At 62.9% G+C, this 15,388-nt stretch carries 15 protein-coding genes and 1 pseudogene; 9 read left to right on the forward strand and 7 right to left on the reverse strand.

Translation table 11 applies throughout. The annotated features are described in order from the left end of the window. Positions 1-23 precede the first annotated feature (23 nt). Together V1286_RS14485 and V1286_RS14490 are read right to left on the reverse strand one after the other, a co-directional pair. Positions 24-794 (reverse strand): SDR family NAD(P)-dependent oxidoreductase, encoded by a 771-nt coding sequence (locus V1286_RS14485; protein WP_334480496.1) that lies wholly within the window; start codon positions 792-794, stop codon positions 24-26. Positions 795-850: 56 nt separating this feature from the next. After that, a complete protein-coding gene (locus tag V1286_RS14490) occupies positions 851-1,036 on the reverse strand; it encodes a hypothetical protein (protein WP_108522470.1) in 186 nt (61 codons plus the stop codon). Between the two features lie 164 nt (positions 1,037-1,200). On the opposite strand from V1286_RS14490, the gene V1286_RS14495 reads away from it, so the two are divergent. Further along, the gene (locus V1286_RS14495) at positions 1,201-1,854 is read left to right on the forward strand and encodes a hypothetical protein (RefSeq protein ID WP_334480497.1); all 654 of its coding nucleotides are present in this window, start codon (positions 1,201-1,203) and stop codon (positions 1,852-1,854) included. Between the two features lie 85 nt (positions 1,855-1,939). On the opposite strand, the gene V1286_RS14500 is transcribed toward V1286_RS14495, so the two are convergent. Further along, positions 1,940-2,752, reverse strand: coding sequence for an outer membrane protein (locus V1286_RS14500; protein WP_334480499.1), 813 nt, complete (start codon positions 2,750-2,752; stop codon positions 1,940-1,942). A 233-nt stretch (positions 2,753-2,985) separates the two neighbouring features. Continuing rightward, complete coding sequence (parE, locus tag V1286_RS14505) at positions 2,986-5,043, reverse strand: DNA topoisomerase IV subunit B (RefSeq protein WP_334480501.1); 2,058 nt, start codon at positions 5,041-5,043, stop codon at positions 2,986-2,988. A 214-nt stretch (positions 5,044-5,257) separates the two neighbouring features. Between parE and V1286_RS14510 the strand changes: the two genes are divergently transcribed. From V1286_RS14510 to V1286_RS14525, 4 genes and pseudogenes are all read left to right on the forward strand, one after another. Next, positions 5,258-5,701 (forward strand): PEGA domain-containing protein, encoded by a 444-nt coding sequence (locus V1286_RS14510; protein ID WP_334480502.1) that lies wholly within the window; start codon positions 5,258-5,260, stop codon positions 5,699-5,701. A 221-nt stretch (positions 5,702-5,922) separates the two neighbouring features. Next, positions 5,923-6,453, forward strand: a complete 531-nt coding sequence (locus tag V1286_RS14515; RefSeq protein WP_334480504.1) for a DedA family protein — start codon at positions 5,923-5,925, stop codon at positions 6,451-6,453. Between the two features lie 196 nt (positions 6,454-6,649). Next, a complete protein-coding gene (locus V1286_RS14520) occupies positions 6,650-7,639 on the forward strand; it encodes an MBL fold metallo-hydrolase (protein WP_334480506.1) in 990 nt (329 codons plus the stop codon). Continuing rightward, positions 7,636-7,865, forward strand: a pseudogene (locus tag V1286_RS14525) (DedA family protein); the annotation flags it as partial. The gene V1286_RS14520 and the pseudogene V1286_RS14525, both read left to right, overlap by 4 nt. 52 nt (positions 7,866-7,917) lie before the next feature. Here the strand turns inward: V1286_RS14525 and V1286_RS14530 are convergent. After that, entirely contained in the window at positions 7,918-8,910 is a 993-nt protein-coding gene (locus V1286_RS14530) for an MBL fold metallo-hydrolase (RefSeq protein ID WP_417021255.1), read from the reverse strand. A 415-nt stretch (positions 8,911-9,325) separates the two neighbouring features. Here V1286_RS14530 and V1286_RS14535 point away from each other — a divergent pair, with 415 nt between their 5' ends. The 4 genes from V1286_RS14535 (at position 9,326) to V1286_RS14550 (ending at position 12,782) form a co-directional block, all read left to right on the forward strand. Further along, positions 9,326-10,012, forward strand: coding sequence for an FMN-binding negative transcriptional regulator (locus V1286_RS14535; RefSeq protein WP_334480509.1), 687 nt, complete (start codon positions 9,326-9,328; stop codon positions 10,010-10,012). Further along, positions 10,009-11,001 carry an N-acetyl-gamma-glutamyl-phosphate reductase gene (gene argC, locus V1286_RS14540; protein ID WP_334480510.1) on the forward strand — a complete coding sequence of 331 codons (993 nt, stop codon included), beginning with the start codon at positions 10,009-10,011 and terminating at the stop codon, positions 10,999-11,001. The genes V1286_RS14535 and argC (V1286_RS14540) overlap by 4 nt, the downstream gene beginning before the upstream one ends. 123 nt (positions 11,002-11,124) lie before the next feature. Next, complete coding sequence (argC, locus tag V1286_RS14545; RefSeq protein WP_334480512.1) at positions 11,125-12,174, forward strand: N-acetyl-gamma-glutamyl-phosphate reductase; 1,050 nt, start codon at positions 11,125-11,127, stop codon at positions 12,172-12,174. A 14-nt stretch (positions 12,175-12,188) separates the two neighbouring features. Next, positions 12,189-12,782: a class I SAM-dependent methyltransferase gene (locus V1286_RS14550; protein WP_334480514.1), complete on the forward strand. Its 594-nt coding sequence runs from the start codon at positions 12,189-12,191 to the stop codon at positions 12,780-12,782. A gap of 163 nt (positions 12,783-12,945) precedes the next feature. On the opposite strand, the gene V1286_RS14555 is transcribed toward V1286_RS14550, so the two are convergent. Both V1286_RS14555 and V1286_RS14560 read right to left on the reverse strand, forming a co-directional pair. Then, positions 12,946-13,344 carry an MAPEG family protein gene (locus V1286_RS14555; RefSeq protein ID WP_334480515.1) on the reverse strand — a complete coding sequence of 133 codons (399 nt, stop codon included), beginning with the start codon at positions 13,342-13,344 and terminating at the stop codon, positions 12,946-12,948. Between the two features lie 70 nt (positions 13,345-13,414). Further along, positions 13,415-15,220 (reverse strand): PHA/PHB synthase family protein, encoded by a 1,806-nt coding sequence (locus V1286_RS14560; protein WP_334480517.1) that lies wholly within the window; start codon positions 15,218-15,220, stop codon positions 13,415-13,417. Positions 15,221-15,388: the final 168 nt, after the last annotated feature.

A 15,388-nucleotide genomic window follows, 5' to 3' on the forward strand; every position in this document is an offset into this window, starting at 1 on the left:
AGGGAGCTCTAGGAAGGAATCGCCTATCCCATAACGGAATACCCGCCATCGACGGGAATCGCGGTGCCGGTGACGAAGTCGGACGCCGGCGAGGCGAGAAACACGGCGATACCTGCAAAGTCGTCAATGCCGCCCCAGCGCGCGGCGGGCGTGCGCGCCAGCACCCGGTCGTGCAGGCCGTCGATCTCCTGGCGGGCGCGCTTGGTGAGGTCGGTATCGATCCAGCCCGGCAGCACGGCGTTGGCCTGGATGTTGTCGGCGGCCCATGCGCAGGCGCAGGAACGGGTGAACTGCACGATGCCGCCCTTGCTGGCGGCATAGGCCGGCGTAAAACTGGCGCCGAAGATCGACATCATCGAGCCGATATTGATGATCTTGCCGCCGCCGGCCGCCTTCATGGCGGGATAGACCGCCTGCGAGCACAGGAAGGCGCTGGTGAGGTTGGTCTGGATCACGCTGTTCCACTCGGCGATATCGAGCGCATGCGGCGGCTTGCGGATATTGATGCCGGCATTGTTGACGAGGATATCGATTCGGCCGAGCTCGCCGGCGACGCGGTTGGCCATGGCGGCGACCGCTTTCTTGTCGGTGACGTCGGCCGCGACCGCAATCGCCTTGGCGCCGGCTTTCGCAAGCTCCGCGACCGCAGCCGCCGACTTGGCTTCGTTGCGGCCCACCACCGCGATTGCCGCGCCGGCCTGTGCAAGGCCCCGGGCCATGCCGAGCCCGATGCCGCCATTGCCGCCGGTGACGATGGCCACCTTGCCTGAGAGATCGAATAGTTTTGTGTTCATGGTGGTTGTCCTTTTCTTCGTCATGGCCGGGACAAGCCCGGCCATGACGGCGACAGCTAGCGATTGCCTTGCCAGATCAGGATCAGGCCGACGGCGGCGAGCACGGCGCCATATCCGGCCCATTGCAGTTGATTGATCATGAAGCTCGATGGCGGCCAAGGAATCACGCCGGTGCCTTGACCGATCCACAACAGGCCGATCGCAAGCGCCAGAAAGCCGATGATCGAAAGCGATCTGGCCATGGATTTCTCCCTGTTGCCGTCTCGGACCTGGTCGCGGCCGCGGCTTTGTTATGCGTCGCTGCGAGGAAACCGTTGCCCGCGGCGGCCGTAGCTTCCGATCGAATACAAAGCCGGCCGGCTTCGCAAGGCCGGAAGTCGTTGCACCGCGATTCCCAGGGGCCATCATGAGCCGCCGGACGCTCATTCTCGCGCTCGTGCTTGTCCCAGCCTTTGTCTTGGGCGCCATCGGCGCTTACGCGGCGTGGCCGCGGCATGCGGATTTGCGCCGCTTCGAGCCGGCTGACATCGCACGGCTGGAGGCGGCGATGTGGCGCGACTATTACGAGAAGCGCTATGTCGCGCTGTTCGGCCATCTCTACGAACTGTCGCGGACGCAGTTCGGCTTCTCGCCGCTGGATAGTTTTCGGATCGCGCTGGCGGCTGCTCAGGCCGCGAAAGCCTTTCAGCCGACGCGCTCCCGCGAGGCGGCCAACGCCGCGCTGCCGGCGCTCGTGAGCTACTACCGCCTGCTCGCATCCGCCACGCCCGGCGGCTTCGATGCCGGGGAGGCGGCGCGGCTTGAGCTCGATTGGTGGCAGGCGAGGCGCGAAGCCGTAAGGCCAGGGCAATACGGCGTGACGGTCGCCCGCGTCGCTGCGATCACCTACGGCAAGCCGGCGGATGGCCCGTCGCTCCTGATATCAGGCATCGGCCGCGCCGGGGCGATGGCCTATCGCGACGCGCGCGGGCAGGCGATGACGGATCCGGACTGGTCCGAGATCGAGTGCCGGTTGCGCCGCGCGTACCGGTCGCTGAAGACGGCGGTGGCGGGGAATTGACGCGGTCCGAAAGCGGACTCGTATTCCAGGCAACAAAAAAGCCCCGGACGATGCCGGGGCTTTTGAGCTGCTGATTTAGCAGAGATCAGTACTTGGCGGCGACCGGAGCGCCACCCCAGTTGAAGCGGTAGACCAGCGAAGTGCTGATGGTCTGCACCCAAGGCTTGAAGGTGACGGCCGTACCCGTCAGGCCCGCGAAGCCACTAGCCGGAGCAAAAGTCTCGGGCAGGGAGATGCGGTCATAGAATGCCGACCGATATTCGGTCTTCATGAACCAGCCGGGTGCCGAGATGCCAAAGAAGTCGAGGTTGTTCTCGACGCCGCCGCCGATGAACCAGCCATCACGACGGAAAGAAGGCGTGGTCGCAATGGTCGGACCGCCGGCGGCACCCAAGTCCGAGAGGCTCGAGCCCGACCATTCCGAACCGGAGTAGCCGGCGTTAACATAGGACAGAACTTGGGGGGCAACGAGATAGCCAATCCGCGCGCCAGCGGCGTAGCTGGTACGGAGCTTCACACTGCCTTCGAGGAAAAAGAAGGGGTCGCTCATCGAGCCCTTTAGTTCGCCGAACTGGCCGTCAGCGAAGACGCCGGCCACCCAACGGTTGAACTGCCAATCGTATCCGATGCCCACCGTCCCGAACCAGCCATCGCCGCCAACGCGCTGATCGCGCGTGAGCGCAACTCCAGCGGGAACGGTGGGGAAGGAGGTCTGAACGTTGCTGTCCGCGTTCCACAATCCGCCGCCGGCGCCGCCGAAGATGTAGAAGCCGGTCCAGTTATACACCGGGGCAACCGGCGCGGGGGCTTTGGTATAGGGGCGAGCCCCGAGGTCAGCCGCAACGGCCGATCCAGTGAAAGCCGCCAGCGCGGTCAGAGCGAGCAGTGCCTTTTTCATATTCATTCCCTCAGTCCAGAAGCGTCAAATCTGATCGCTCTAACGATGCGCGAGCACCCGATTCCCAAAACCCAGTGTCGTGACTATACGCAGTTCAGCCCAAAAAGCTGTTGCGGGAGGAACACAGCCACCGGAAAACGAATGACCGGAAAATGCCCCGAAAACGCGCAAATTCGGGCGCTAGCCGGCCAAAAGTCCCGGAAATCGTCCGAAAGTCGTCTCTCAGGGTAAAATCACACGTCCAGCAGGTCGTCGCTGGCGAATTCCGCCTTGTCGGAGATGAAGGCGAACCGGGCCTCGGCCTTGGTTCCCATCAGCCGTTCGACCGAATCGGCGGTGCCGTCGCGATCGTCGGCCAGCAGCACCACGCGGAGCAGCGTGCGCTTGGCCGGGTCCATGGTGGTTTCCTTGAGTTGGGCCGACATCATCTCGCCAAGCCCTTTGAACCGGCTGACGTCGACCTTGGCATTGGCGTTGAACTCGCTCTTTAGAAGCGCGTCCTTGTGGGCGTCGTTGCGGGCGTAGATCGTCTTGCTGCCGTGGGTCAGCTTGTAGAGCGGCGGCACCGCCAGGTAGAGGTGCCCCTCGTCGATCAACCGCGGCGTGAGCCGGTAGAAGAACGTGATCAACAGCGACGCGATATGCGCGCCGTCGACGTCGGCGTCGGTCATGATGATGATGCGCGAATAGCGCAAATCCTCTTCGCGATAATGCGCAAGCGTGCCACAGCCGATCGCCTGCATCAGGTCGGAGAGCTGGGCGTTGGCGGTGAGCTTGTCCTTGCCGGCGGATGCAACGTTGAGGATTTTTCCGCGCAAGGGGAGTATCGCTTGCGTCTTGCGGTCGCGCGCGTGCTTGGCGGTGCCGCCGGCCGAATCGCCCTCGACGATGAACAGTTCCGAGCCTTCCGCGGCCGTATTGGTGCAGTCCGTAAGCTTGCCCGGCAGGCGCAGTTTCTTTACCGCGGTCTTGCGCGAGATTTCCTTCTCGGCGCGGCGGCGCAGCCGCTCGTCGGCGCGCTCGATGACGAAATCGAGGAGCTTGTTGGCCTGCAGCGGATTGCCCGACAGCCAGTGATCGAACGGATCCTTGATCGCCTGCTCGACGATCTTCTGGGCCTCCGCCGTGGCCAGTCGGTCCTTGGTCTGGCCCTGGAATTCCGGCTCGCGCACGAACACCGAGAGCATGACGGCAGCTCCCACCATGACGTCTTCTGACGTGATCGGGGCGGCGCGCTTGCCCTGGCCGATGCGCTCGGCATGGTCCTTCAGGCCGCGCAGCATCGCGCTGCGCATGCCGGATTCGTGGGTGCCGCCATCGGGCGTCGGCACTGTGTTGCAGTAGGAGGAGAGGAAGCCGTCGGCGTCTGCCGTCCAGGCGACCGCCCATTCGCAGGCGCCATGCGCGCCGTTGCGTCCCGATTTGCCGGAGAAGATATCCGGATGCACCAGCGTGTCGGCGTGAATGGCGGCGCCGAGATAGTCTTTCAGGCCACCGGGGAAGTGGAAGCTATCCTCGGCCGGCACATCCTCGATGCCCTTCAACAGCGCGGGATCGCAGCGCCAGCGGATCTCGACGCCGCCGAACAGATAGGCTTTCGAGCGCGTCATCTTGAACAGGCGCTGCGGCTTGAAGGCGGCCTTGGCGCCGAAGATGTCGGTGTCGGGCTTGAAGCGGATGCGGGTGCCGCGGCGGTTGTTGATCTTGCCGAGGTCTTCGAGCTTGCCCTTGGGATGGCCGCGCTCGAAACTCATCCGATAGAGCTTTTGGCTGCGCGCGACTTCGACCTCGAGACGCGAGGACAGCGCGTTGACCACGGAGACGCCGACGCCGTGCAGGCCGCCCGAGGTCTCATAGACCTTGGAGTCGAACTTGCCGCCGGAATGCAGCGTGCACATGATGACTTCGAGCGCGGACTTCTTCGGAAATTTCGGATGCGGATCGACCGGGATGCCGCGGCCGTTATCGGTGACGGTCAGAAATCCGTCGGCGCTCAATTCCACCTCGATGAACGAGGCATGCCCGGCCAGGGCTTCGTCCATGGCGTTGTCGATGACTTCGGCGAACAAATGATGCAGCGCCTTTTCGTCGGTGCCGCCGATATACATGCCGGGGCGCCGGCGTACCGGCTCCAATCCTTCCAGCACCTCGATGTCGGCCGCGGTATAGCCGGCCTCGGCGCTGGTCGCCCGCGAGGCGGCGGCGCGGGCCGGGGCCCGGCCCTTTGGTTCCGCTCCAAACAGGTCGTTGGCAGATTTGGTTTTCGCAGCTGATTTCAATGGTTTGGACATGGCTCTTTGTGTGTTGCACGCGGCGCGGCGTGCCGAATCGGTTACGCTGACTATGCCATGGATGGGCTCAAAAAGTGACGGCCGGGCTGGAAAGCCCGGGGCCGGGAGGTTCACGGCCGGACCAGGCGGTTAACAATATCTCAATGCCCGCGAGGGTCCCCCCTTGCGTTCGCGTTAGGGTTGCCCGAATGTTTTGGCGGGTGGGGGGCTGTAAATGATCATCAGAGTATTGCTGGCTGCTGCAATCGCGGCGCCGTGTGTCGGCTGCGCGTCCGTGACGCGGGGAACGACCGAGAATATCTCCATTTCGAGCACACCGGCGGGCGCGACGGCTGAGATTACCGGGCTAGAGATTCCAACAACTTGCGTTACTCCGTGCGTGGTTCAGGCAAAGCGCAACGCCGACATCACCGTCACTGTGAACAAGGAAGGATATGAGCCCCAGATCATTCCGCTGACCAAGGAAATCCCCGGTACTGGTGCAGCCGGTTTCGCGGGCAATGTTCTTCTCGGCGGCCTGGTCGGGATGGGCGTCGACGCCGCCACCGGCGCCGCAATGGATCACAAGCCGAATCCGGTCATCGTGACCCTGCAACCGGTCGCGCCGCAGGCCCGCCGGCCACGGCCGCCAAGACGGACGCCGCCGCCCCAGAGCTGACCGGATTCGAGGTGCCGGGGGCAGGGTCCAAAGGCCTTGGCACGGGGTCTTGCCGGGATATGGAGCGCGGTGCCGTCCGGGGCTGGGGGCAGGCCGCCTGTAATCACATCCCGTGCCCGCCTTTGTGACTTGATGTCGCGGAAGGGGCTGGCTTACCTGTTCTTCCCGGCGGAACCGGTAGAAGGGTTCAAAGACAGGAATCGGGGCGGAAAGGGCTCGGAATGGATGATTATGTGCGTGCTCTGGCTGATTTCGTGCGCGACAATCAGGCCTGGGCCGTCCCAATCGTCCTGTTGCTGGCGTTCGGCGAATCGCTCGCCTTCATCTCGCTGCTGGTGCCGGCGTGGGGCGCGCTGGTCGCGATCGGCGCGCTGATCGGCGTCAGCGGCATCAGCTTCTGGCCGGTCTGGGTGGCCGGCGGCCTCGGCGCGGCGCTGGGCGACTGGGTCTCCTACTGGTTCGGCTACCGCTACAAGGAGCACGTCGCCGAGATGTGGCCGCTGTCGCGCTATCCCGAGATCCTGCCGCGCGGTGAGGCGTTCGTGAAAAAATGGGGCGTGCCCTCGATCTTCATCGGCCGGTTCTTCGGGCCGTTGCGCGCCTCGGTGCCGCTCGCCGCCGGCATTTTCGAAATGTCCTACTGGCCGTTCCAGATCGCCAATTTCATTTCGGCGCTGATCTGGTCGGCCGTCCTGCTGCTGGTCGGCGACGTGATGGGGAAACTCGCCGAATGGCTGTGGCGGGTGGCGTAGGACAGGCAGGAATAAGCTGATGACGGGGGTGTTAGCCCCAACATACGCAGAGCCGACCATCTTCGCATTTCCGTCGCTTGGCCGTCGTCGCGCTATCGCAGAAACGTTTGATAGATTCTGCGGCAACCGAACCAAGGGCACGCATCGGCGGGGATCCCGCCGCCTCACTCATCGTCTCAACTGAAAGAACATCTCCATGGAATTGACACGTCGTCACGCACTCGCCGGCGCCGCAGCGCTCGCCGCCACGCCGCTCTTGCCGCAAGCGCCCGCCAGGGCGGTTGCCCCTGTGGCGGACAAGCAGGCGCCGAGCTTCTACCGCTACAAGGTGGGCGATGCTCAGGTGACGGCGATTTCGGATGGCGTCAACAACTTTGCGCTGTCTGACAGCTTCGTGCTCAACGCCAAGAAGGACGAAGTCAACGCGGCGCTCGAAAAGGCCTTCTTGCCGAAGGGCAGGATGTCGATCCAGTTCGCGCCGCTGGTGATCAACACCGGCGGCAAGCTGGTCGTGGTCGATACCGGCAACGGCGCTGCCGCCTTTGCATCGAGCAAGGGTAATGTCGGGCAGTTCGGCGCCAACATGGTTGCCGCGGGCTTCGACCCCAAGGCGGTCGACATCGTCGTGATCTCGCACTTCCACGGCGACCACATCAACGGCCTTTTGACCGCCGAGAACACGCCTGCTTTCCCCAATGCCGAAGTGCTGGTGCCGGCGGCGGAATGGAAATACTTCATGGATGAGGGCGAGATGAGCCGAGCGCCCGAGGGGCGGATGCAGAACAATTTCAAGAACGCCCGCCGCGTGTTCGAGGCCGGGCTCAAGAACAAGGTGACGGCCTATGAGTGGGGCAAGGAAATCGCTCCCGGACTGACGGCGGTGGAAACCATCGGCCACACGCCCGGCCACACCTCCCACATTCTCGCATCCGGCTCGGACAAGGTGTTCATCCAGTCCGACGTCACCAACGTCCCGGCGCTGTTTGTCACCAATCCGGGCTGGCACCAGCAGTTCGACCAGGATCCGGTTTTGGCGGAAAAGACCCGCCGCCGGGTCTACGACATGCTGGTCGCCGACAAGATGCGGGTCCAGGGCTTCCACTATCCGTTCCCGGCCAATGGCTTTGTCGAGAAGGACGGCAACGGTTACCGGCTGATCCCCGCGCCGTGGAGTCCGATGATCTGACACCCGGCGAGGCGTTCGTGAAAAAGGGGGCGTGCGCTCGATCTTCATCGGCCGGTTCTTCGGGCCGCTGCGGGCTTCGGTGCCGCTCGCGGCCGGCATTTTCGAGATGTCCTACTGGCCGTTCCAGATCGCCAATTTCATTTCGGCGCTGATCTGGTCGGCCGTCCTGCTGCTGGTCGGCGACGTGATGGGGAAACTCGCCGAATGGCTGTGGCGGGTGGCGTAGGTTTTGACCCTATCCATTGGTATTGGAAAGGGTCAGCACCGTCGCGATTGATTTACAGCGATGGATTCCAAAGCGCTGGAACCCAACGATAGCCGTTCCCGTCCTTCTCCACCCGCACGAGCCCGGGGAAACCGGCGTGGAACGCCTGGATCGGCATCTTTTCCGCAATCGCCATATCGTAAAGCTTGCGCCGTGTTTCGACAGCGAGTGGCTTATCGACATCAAACAGCAACTGCCACTGGGGATTCTTCACGAATAGGAAGGCGGCTCCGGCAGTGATATCGACCTGCACGAGCAACTTTTCCGAGCCGGACGCAACGATGAAGGAGGTATGGCCCGGCGTATGACCGGGACTGGCGACGGACGTGATGCCAGGAGCAATCTCCTTGCCGGCATCATACTGCGTCACCTTGCGGCCGAGAGCATCGAATACCCGCCGTGAATTCTTGAAGTTGTTTTCGAGAATTGGATTTCCTGCGCCCTTGCTCAGCTCGCCGTCGTCCATCCAGAATTTCCACTCGGCTGATGGCACCATGATCTCGGCATTCGGATATGCGGCCTTGTTGTCGGCGGCCAGGAGCCCATTGATGTGGTCTCCGTGAAAATGCGAGATGATCACCGTATCGACGCTGTTGCGGTCGATGCCTGCTGCCGCGAGATTGGTCTGAAACTGTCCGACCTTCCCCTTGCTCTGCTCATAGGTGGCGGGGCCGAGGCCGGTGTCCACGACTACAAGCTTGGACCCGGTGTTGATGACGATTGGGCTGTAGCTGTGGGTCGCCTTGTCCGGAGGCATATAGTTGTCCGCAAAAGCCTTGCTGACCTCGTCCTTCGATGCATTGGCGACATAATTGTCGGGTCGGGGGGTAACGGTGACTCCATCGGAAACGACCGTGATCTGGTGCGTGCCGATGTTGTAACGGTAAAAACCCGGGGCTTGTTTATCCGCTAACGGCGCGTTGGCGCGGGCCGATGTTGCGCCAGCGAGCGGGGCAACGGTGGTTGCAGCTACGCCGACCAGGGCCGCGCGGCGGGTGAGTTCTATCATTTGCGATGTCCTCGTGTTGGTGGCGACATGAAAGCGAAGAGATAGCCCGTCTGGTGAAATTTCAATCGTTCCTGGGCTTAAACCCCCGGTCCGTTAGAAAATTCCCGTTCTTCTTTAAGGACTTTTAAGACGGAGCACGACGGGGCACGATCACGTTCGCTGACATTGAACTCCAAGACTGTGCGCGCAATGTTACGTTTGGCTTGACCCCGGAACCAAGCGGCCTTATAGCCGCGCCCATGACTATCGCCGCGACCATGACCATCGCTCGCCGCCGCCGCATTATCGCGGTATGGGCGGACGTCTGCGTTTGAGATCGTCGCCCCTGCCGCCGGATCGGGTCCCGCGGCTTCTTCCTTTTCCAGAAAACGCGGTCTGAACTGGCGGCTCCTACGTCAAGCAGGAGTTTGAGATGTATACGCCTCCACCGTTCAAGTCCGACCGCACCGCGAGCCTCGCGTTCGCGGAAGCGCGCGGCTTTGGCCTGGCTTGTGCGTGGGACGGCAACAAGCCCGTCGCTTCGTCGCTGCCGTTCTATCTGACCTCGGCCAATGACGGCACGCCGCGCGCGTTGTTTCACGTCGCGCGTCACAATCCGCTGGTAAAGCTGGCGGACGGGAAGGCGTCGTGGCTGCTGGCCGTGACGGGCGCGGACGCCTATGTGTCGCCGGACTGGTACCTCTCGCCGGACCAGGTGCCGACGTGGCTCTATCAGGCGGTGCACCTGACCGGCCCGGTGCGTGTCTTGTCCGACGACGAACTCGCCGTGCAGATCGACACGCTGAGCGCCAAGTTCGAACAGCGGCTGCTGCCGAAAAAGCCGTGGCTGTCGTCGAAGATGACCGCCGGGCGGCTGGAAGCGATGAAGAAAGCGATCGTGGGCATGGAGATGACGGTTGAAGAAGTGGAGGGCAGCTTCAAGCTGAACCAGCACAAATCCGAGACCGACTATGCAGCGGTAGCAGGGTCGCTGGCCGCGCAGGCCGATGCCGGCGCGCAGCAGATCGCGCATTTGATGAAAGAGGCGCGGCCCAACGCGTTTGCAAACCAAGGGGCCTTTGCCGACGAAACGAACCAGCTCGAAAGGAGCGTGCCATGACCCTCACCGACAGCCAGCAGCCCAAGGTCACCGGCAAGACCGCCGGCGCCGCGACCAAGCCCGCCGTGTTCGTTGACGGCGCATCCGGAACGACGGGGCTCGGCATTCAGGAGCGCCTTCGGCTGCACAACGACGTCGTCGTAAAAAGCATCGCCGAGGAGAAGCGCAAGGATGCGGGCGCCAAGCGGGCGCTGATGGAGGAGGTGGATCTCGTCATCCTCTGTCTGCCTGACGATGCCGCCAAGGAAACCGTTGCTTTGATCGACAGCATGGGCGCCTCGGCGCCCAAGGTGCTCGACGCGTCGACGGCGTTTCGGGTAGCCAGCGACTGGGCTTACGGCTTTCCCGAACTCACGCCTGACCAGGCCGACAAAATCCGGGCCGCGCGCAAGGTCTCCAATCCCGGTTGCTATCCGACCGGCGGCATTGCGCTGCTGCGGCCGCTGGTCGATGCGGGGCTCGTGCCTGCAGACTATCCCGTCACCATCAACGCGGTGAGCGGCTATTCGGGCGGCGGCAAGTCGATGATCGCAAGTTTCGAGGATGGCAGTGCGCCGTCCTTCGAATTGTATGGCCTCGGCTTCGAGCACAAGCATCTGCCGGAGACGCAGCTCTACTCAAAACTGACGCGGCGGCCGATCTTCGTGCCATCGGTCGGCAATTTTCGGCAGGGCATGCTGGTCTCGGTGCCGCTGCATCTCGACACGCTTCCCGGCAAGCCCAGCGGAGCCGACCTGCATGCCGCGCTGGCCAAGCGCTACGCCGGCAGCACCTATGTCTCGGCGATGCCGCTCGAGAACGCGGCGACCAAGGGCGGCCGGATCGAGCCCGAGGCACTCAACGAGACCAACAGACTGGAGCTTTACGTCTTTGCCAACGAGAAACATCGTCAGGCAGTGCTGGTCGCGCGGCTCGACAATCTGGGCAAGGGCGCGTCGGGCGCAGCCGTGCAAAACATGCGGCTGATGCTGGGACTTGCCGGTAAGTAGCTGATCGGGCGTTGCTGCGAGGCGAGCCCGGTGGACGAAGCGACGCTGCAATCCTTCCGCGGCAAGACGATCAAAAGACGCTTGCAAATGATGCCTGCAAATGACGCCTGAAAGGAACGCGTGATGAGCTCGAAGAAGAAGGTCGGCATTCTCGGTGCATCCGGCTACACCGGAGCCGACGCGGTGCGCCTGCTGGCGCGGCATCCGAATGCCGAGATCACAGCTCTGACAGCCAATACCCACGCCGGCAAGGCCATGGGCGACGTGTTTCCGCACTTCTTCATGCTGGATCTGCCGAAGCTGGTCGAATGGGAGAAAGTCGACTGGACCAGCCTCGACGCAGTGTTCTGCGGGTTGCCGCACGGCACCACGCAGGAGATCATCGCCGCCGTCCTCAAGGACAACCCGAAGATCAAGGTTCTCGACATGTCGGCCGACTTCCGGCTGCGCAACAAGGACACCTATGCGCAATGGTACGGCCACGAGCACCGGGCGCTCGAACTGCAGGGCGAAGCCGTGTACGGCCTCACCGAGCTTTACCGGGAGAAGATCACTTCCGCACGGCTGGTCGCTTGTCCCGGCTGCTATCCGACGGCTGCGCTGCTCGCGCTGGTGCCGCTGGCAAAGGCAAAACTGATCGACGTCGACGACATCGTCATCGACGCAAAATCGGGTGTTACCGGCGCCGGGCGCGGATTGAAGCAGAACACGCTGTTCAGCGAGGCGGGCGAGGGGCTGTCGCCCTATTCGGTCGGCACCCATCGGCACGCGCCTGAGATCGAGCAGGAGATCGGCGTCGCCGCAGGCTCGGCGGTGACGATCAACTTCACGCCGCATCTGATCCCGATGGCGCGCGGCGAACTCTGCACGTCCTACGTCAAGCTCAACGGCGCGACGCCGGACGATCTGCGGACCGCGCTGGAGAAGGCTTACGCCAACGAACCCTTCGTGCATGTGGCCAGGAAGGGCGTGCTGCCGCAGACCCAGAACGTGCGCGGCTCGAACTATGTGCAGATCGGCGTCATCGCCGACCGCATCAAGAACCGGGCGATCGTGATTTCCACGCTCGACAATCTGGTGAAGGGTTCGGCCGGACAGGCGATCCAGAACATGAACCTGATGTTCGGGCTGCCCGAGACCGCGGGGCTGGAACAGATCGCGCTGTTCCCGTGACAGGAGGTGCCGCAGTGGACGAAGCGACGCTGCGATTTTACCGCGGCAATGCCGAGGCCTACGCCAAGCGCACGTTCACCTCGCGACAGGCGCGGCTGATGGCGTTTCTGGCGCAGCTTCCGCCCGGTGCTTGCATCCTCGAACTTGGATGTGGCGCCGGCGGCGACACGGCGGAAATGCTGGCGCGCGGGTTCGATGTGCGCGCGACGGACGGGTCGCCGGAAATGGCTGCCGTCGCGTCAAAGCATCTCGGCCGCCCCGTCGAGACGCTGCTGTTTCATGAACTCGACGAGATCGAGGCCTATGACGCCGTCTGGGCCAATGCCTGCCTGCTTCATGTTCCGAGGACGGAGCTCGCGGATGTTCTGGCGAGAATCTGGCGCGCGCTGAAGGCCGAGGGCGTCTTCTACGCCAGTTACAAGGAAGGCGATGGCGACGGCCGCGATACGCTCGATCGCTACTACAATTATCCCTCGCAGGACTGGTTGCGCGCGACTTATGCCGAGGCGGCGAACTGGAACTCGTTGTCGATCGAAAGCGGCGAAGTCATCGGATTCGACGACAAGATGGCGACGATGCTGTTCGTCGTGGCGCGAAAAGGCGGCTGAAGAACGGCCTGCAGGCGTTCTGAAATTGCCCACTGCCAATTGAGCGCGAGAGTTCGCCGGTTGTTGCGAAGTACTGAGCGCTGTTTTCAGAGGCGCCAATGAAAAACCCCGGAGCTCAGCCCCGGGGTTTTTTGCCTTGGCTTTCGAAGTCCGAAAGGAAGCCTCACACCACCTTGAAGATCGCCAGCGCCAGCGCGGCCTGCGCCAGGAAACCGACGGTGAAGGCCAGCGTGCGGAACACCGGCAGGCCGAGCGTGTAAACGATAAGGTGCGCGACGCGGGACCAGAAATACACGGCGCAGGCCATCACGGTCCATTTGTCGGAATAGTCGATGGCGTTGAGGATCAGGACCAGCGGCGCGAAGATAACGAGGTTCTCGACCGCGTTGTCGTGCGCGAACATCAGCCGGTTGGCCCAGTCGGCGTGCGGCTTGTCGTTGCGCGAGGGGTTGGCCATGGCGCCGGAAAGGCCGCGCACCTGACAGCGATTGATGATGTAGGGGATCCACAACAGCCCGGTCAAAATCACGGTCAGAGTGAGCCAGAACAATTCACGCGTCATTGGTTTCCCCTCAAACGATTTCGAATCCCGGCGCGGGACGGCTGATTATAGCGAACCGCCTGCCTCGGCGCTATGCGCGGACCTTGACGTAGCTGCCGGGCGCGTCCTCGATCGGGGGCAGCTCCTCGGAGCCGACGGGGCGCGCGGGCACCTGCTCGGCGTCCAGGCTCTCCAGCCATTGCCGCCAGTCGGGCCACCACGAACCCTTGTGTTCGGTCGCGTTCTTCAGCCAGTCGGCGAGGGTGACATCCCTGATGTTGTCGTTGGTCCAGTACTGGTACTTGCCAGCCTCCGGCGGGTTAACTACGCCTGCGATGTGGCCTGACCCAGACAGCACGTACTTCACCGGGCCGCCGAAGAACTGCGAGCCGTAGAGCACCGAATCCGCCGGCGCGATGTGATCCTCTTTGGTCGCCAGATTGTAGACGGGCACCTTGACCTTCGACAGGTCGAGCAGCGTGTTGTCGAGCACCATGCTGCCGGAGGAGAGCCGGTTTTCCAGATAGCAGTTGCGCAGGTAATAGGAATGGTTGGCGGCCGGCATCCGCGTGGCGTCGGAATTCCAGTGCAGCAGGTCGAACGAGGAGGGCGCCTGTCCCTTCAGATAGTTGCTGACGACATACGACCAGATCAGGTCGTTGGAGCGCAGCATGTTGAAGGCCATCGCCATCCTGCTGCCTTCGAGCACGCCGGCCGCCTGCATGTCGCGCTCGAGCGCCGAGATCTGGTCTTCATCGACGAACACGAGGAGATCGCCGGCATGGGTGAAGTCGACCTGTGCCGCAAAGAACGTCGCCGAGGTGACGCGCTGGCGCCGCTTCTCGGCGAGCCAGGCCAGCGTCGAGGCAAGCAGCGTGCCGCCGACGCAGTAGCCGACGGTATGGACCTTCATCTCGCCCGTCACCTTTTCGATGATGTCCATCGCGGTGAGCGGGCCTTCCTTCATGTAGTCGTCGAAGGTTTTCTTGCCGAGTTCCTTGTCGGGGTTGACCCAGGAGATCACGAACACGGTGATGCCCTGGTCGACGCACCATTTGATGTAGGATTTTTCCGGCTTGAGATCGAGAATGTAGAACTTGTTGATCCAGGGCGGCACGATCAGGAGCGGCGTGCGCAGCACTGTCTCGGTGGTCGGCGTGTACTGGATCAGCTGCATCAGCTCGTTCTGGAAGATCACCTTGCCCGGCGTCGTCGCCATGTTGACGCCGACGACGAGGTTCGACGGGTCGGACTGGCGTATGCGCAGCGCGCCGCGGCCGGCTTCGATGTCTTCGGCGAGCATCTTCATGCCGCGCACGAGATTGGCGCCGTTCGAGGCCAGTGTCTCACGCAGCACTTCGGGATTGGTGAGAATGAAATTCGATGGCGCGATCGCGTTGGTGATCTGCTGGACGTAGAACTCGGCCTTCTTGCGCGTGTGCGGATCGACGCCTTCGGCGTTCTTCACCAGTTCCTGCGCCCATTGCGCGGTGAGCAGATAGAGCTGCAGCACGAAATCGAAGAACTGGTTCGATTTCCACTCCGGATCCTTGAAGCGCTTGTCGCGCGGCGACGGCTCGATCGCCGGCTTGGCCGCTTCGCCGGCCATGCGGCGTGCGGCCTGGCCCCAGAGATCGAGATAGGCCTTGCCCATCCGGGTCTGCAGGTCTTCGGCGCGTTGCGTGTCCGTCAGCCAGTATTCAGCCACCTTGGTGAAGGTCTTGATGACCTCACCGATCTCGCTCGGCGGCTTGTCCTTCGGTTCCCCGTCCTCGCGCGGCCTGAGATAGGCCGCGAGCGCCTGACCGCTCGTCTCCATCGCCTTGGCGATGTTCATGGCGAAGGCTTCGGCGTTGAAGGTCTTCAAACCTTGGGTTTCGGTGTTGACGTCGCTCATATCAAGGACACTATAACTTCATTTCGCGTTCGTCACCGCGTCGATTGACGGCGAGAGGGTTGGGGTTAACCCTGTTGCACTGCGATAAAGTTTGCGTGTTTACACATGTTGCACACATTGCAGCCGCACCGATCACATTTGCTCTTTGGGCTTTAATCGTTTCGGGCG

The organism is Bradyrhizobium algeriense (assembly GCF_036924595.1).
Classification (GTDB): Bacteria; Pseudomonadota; Alphaproteobacteria; order Rhizobiales; family Xanthobacteraceae; genus Bradyrhizobium; species Bradyrhizobium algeriense.

Excerpts from the sequence above, each read along its gene's own strand:
- V1286_RS14485 (WP_334480496.1), bottom strand. The coding sequence starts at position 794 with ATGAACACAAAACTATTCGATCTCTCAGGCAAGGTGGCCATCGTCACC.
- V1286_RS14490 (WP_108522470.1), bottom strand. The coding sequence starts at position 1,036 with ATGGCCAGATCGCTTTCGATCATCGGCTTTCTGGCGCTTGCGATCGGC.
- V1286_RS14495 (WP_334480497.1), top strand. The coding sequence starts at position 1,201 with ATGAGCCGCCGGACGCTCATTCTCGCGCTCGTGCTTGTCCCAGCCTTT.
- V1286_RS14500 (WP_334480499.1), bottom strand. The coding sequence starts at position 2,752 with ATGAAAAAGGCACTGCTCGCTCTGACCGCGCTGGCGGCTTTCACTGGA.
- parE (WP_334480501.1), bottom strand. The coding sequence starts at position 5,043 with ATGTCCAAACCATTGAAATCAGCTGCGAAAACCAAATCTGCCAACGAC.
- V1286_RS14510 (WP_334480502.1), top strand. The coding sequence starts at position 5,258 with ATGATCATCAGAGTATTGCTGGCTGCTGCAATCGCGGCGCCGTGTGTC.
- V1286_RS14515 (WP_334480504.1), top strand. The coding sequence starts at position 5,923 with ATGGATGATTATGTGCGTGCTCTGGCTGATTTCGTGCGCGACAATCAG.
- V1286_RS14520 (WP_334480506.1), top strand. The coding sequence starts at position 6,650 with ATGGAATTGACACGTCGTCACGCACTCGCCGGCGCCGCAGCGCTCGCC.
- V1286_RS14535 (WP_334480509.1), top strand. The coding sequence starts at position 9,326 with ATGTATACGCCTCCACCGTTCAAGTCCGACCGCACCGCGAGCCTCGCG.
- argC (WP_334480510.1), top strand. The coding sequence starts at position 10,009 with ATGACCCTCACCGACAGCCAGCAGCCCAAGGTCACCGGCAAGACCGCC.
- argC (WP_334480512.1), top strand. The coding sequence starts at position 11,125 with ATGAGCTCGAAGAAGAAGGTCGGCATTCTCGGTGCATCCGGCTACACC.
- V1286_RS14555 (WP_334480515.1), bottom strand. The coding sequence starts at position 13,344 with ATGACGCGTGAATTGTTCTGGCTCACTCTGACCGTGATTTTGACCGGG.
- V1286_RS14560 (WP_334480517.1), bottom strand. The coding sequence starts at position 15,220 with ATGAGCGACGTCAACACCGAAACCCAAGGTTTGAAGACCTTCAACGCC.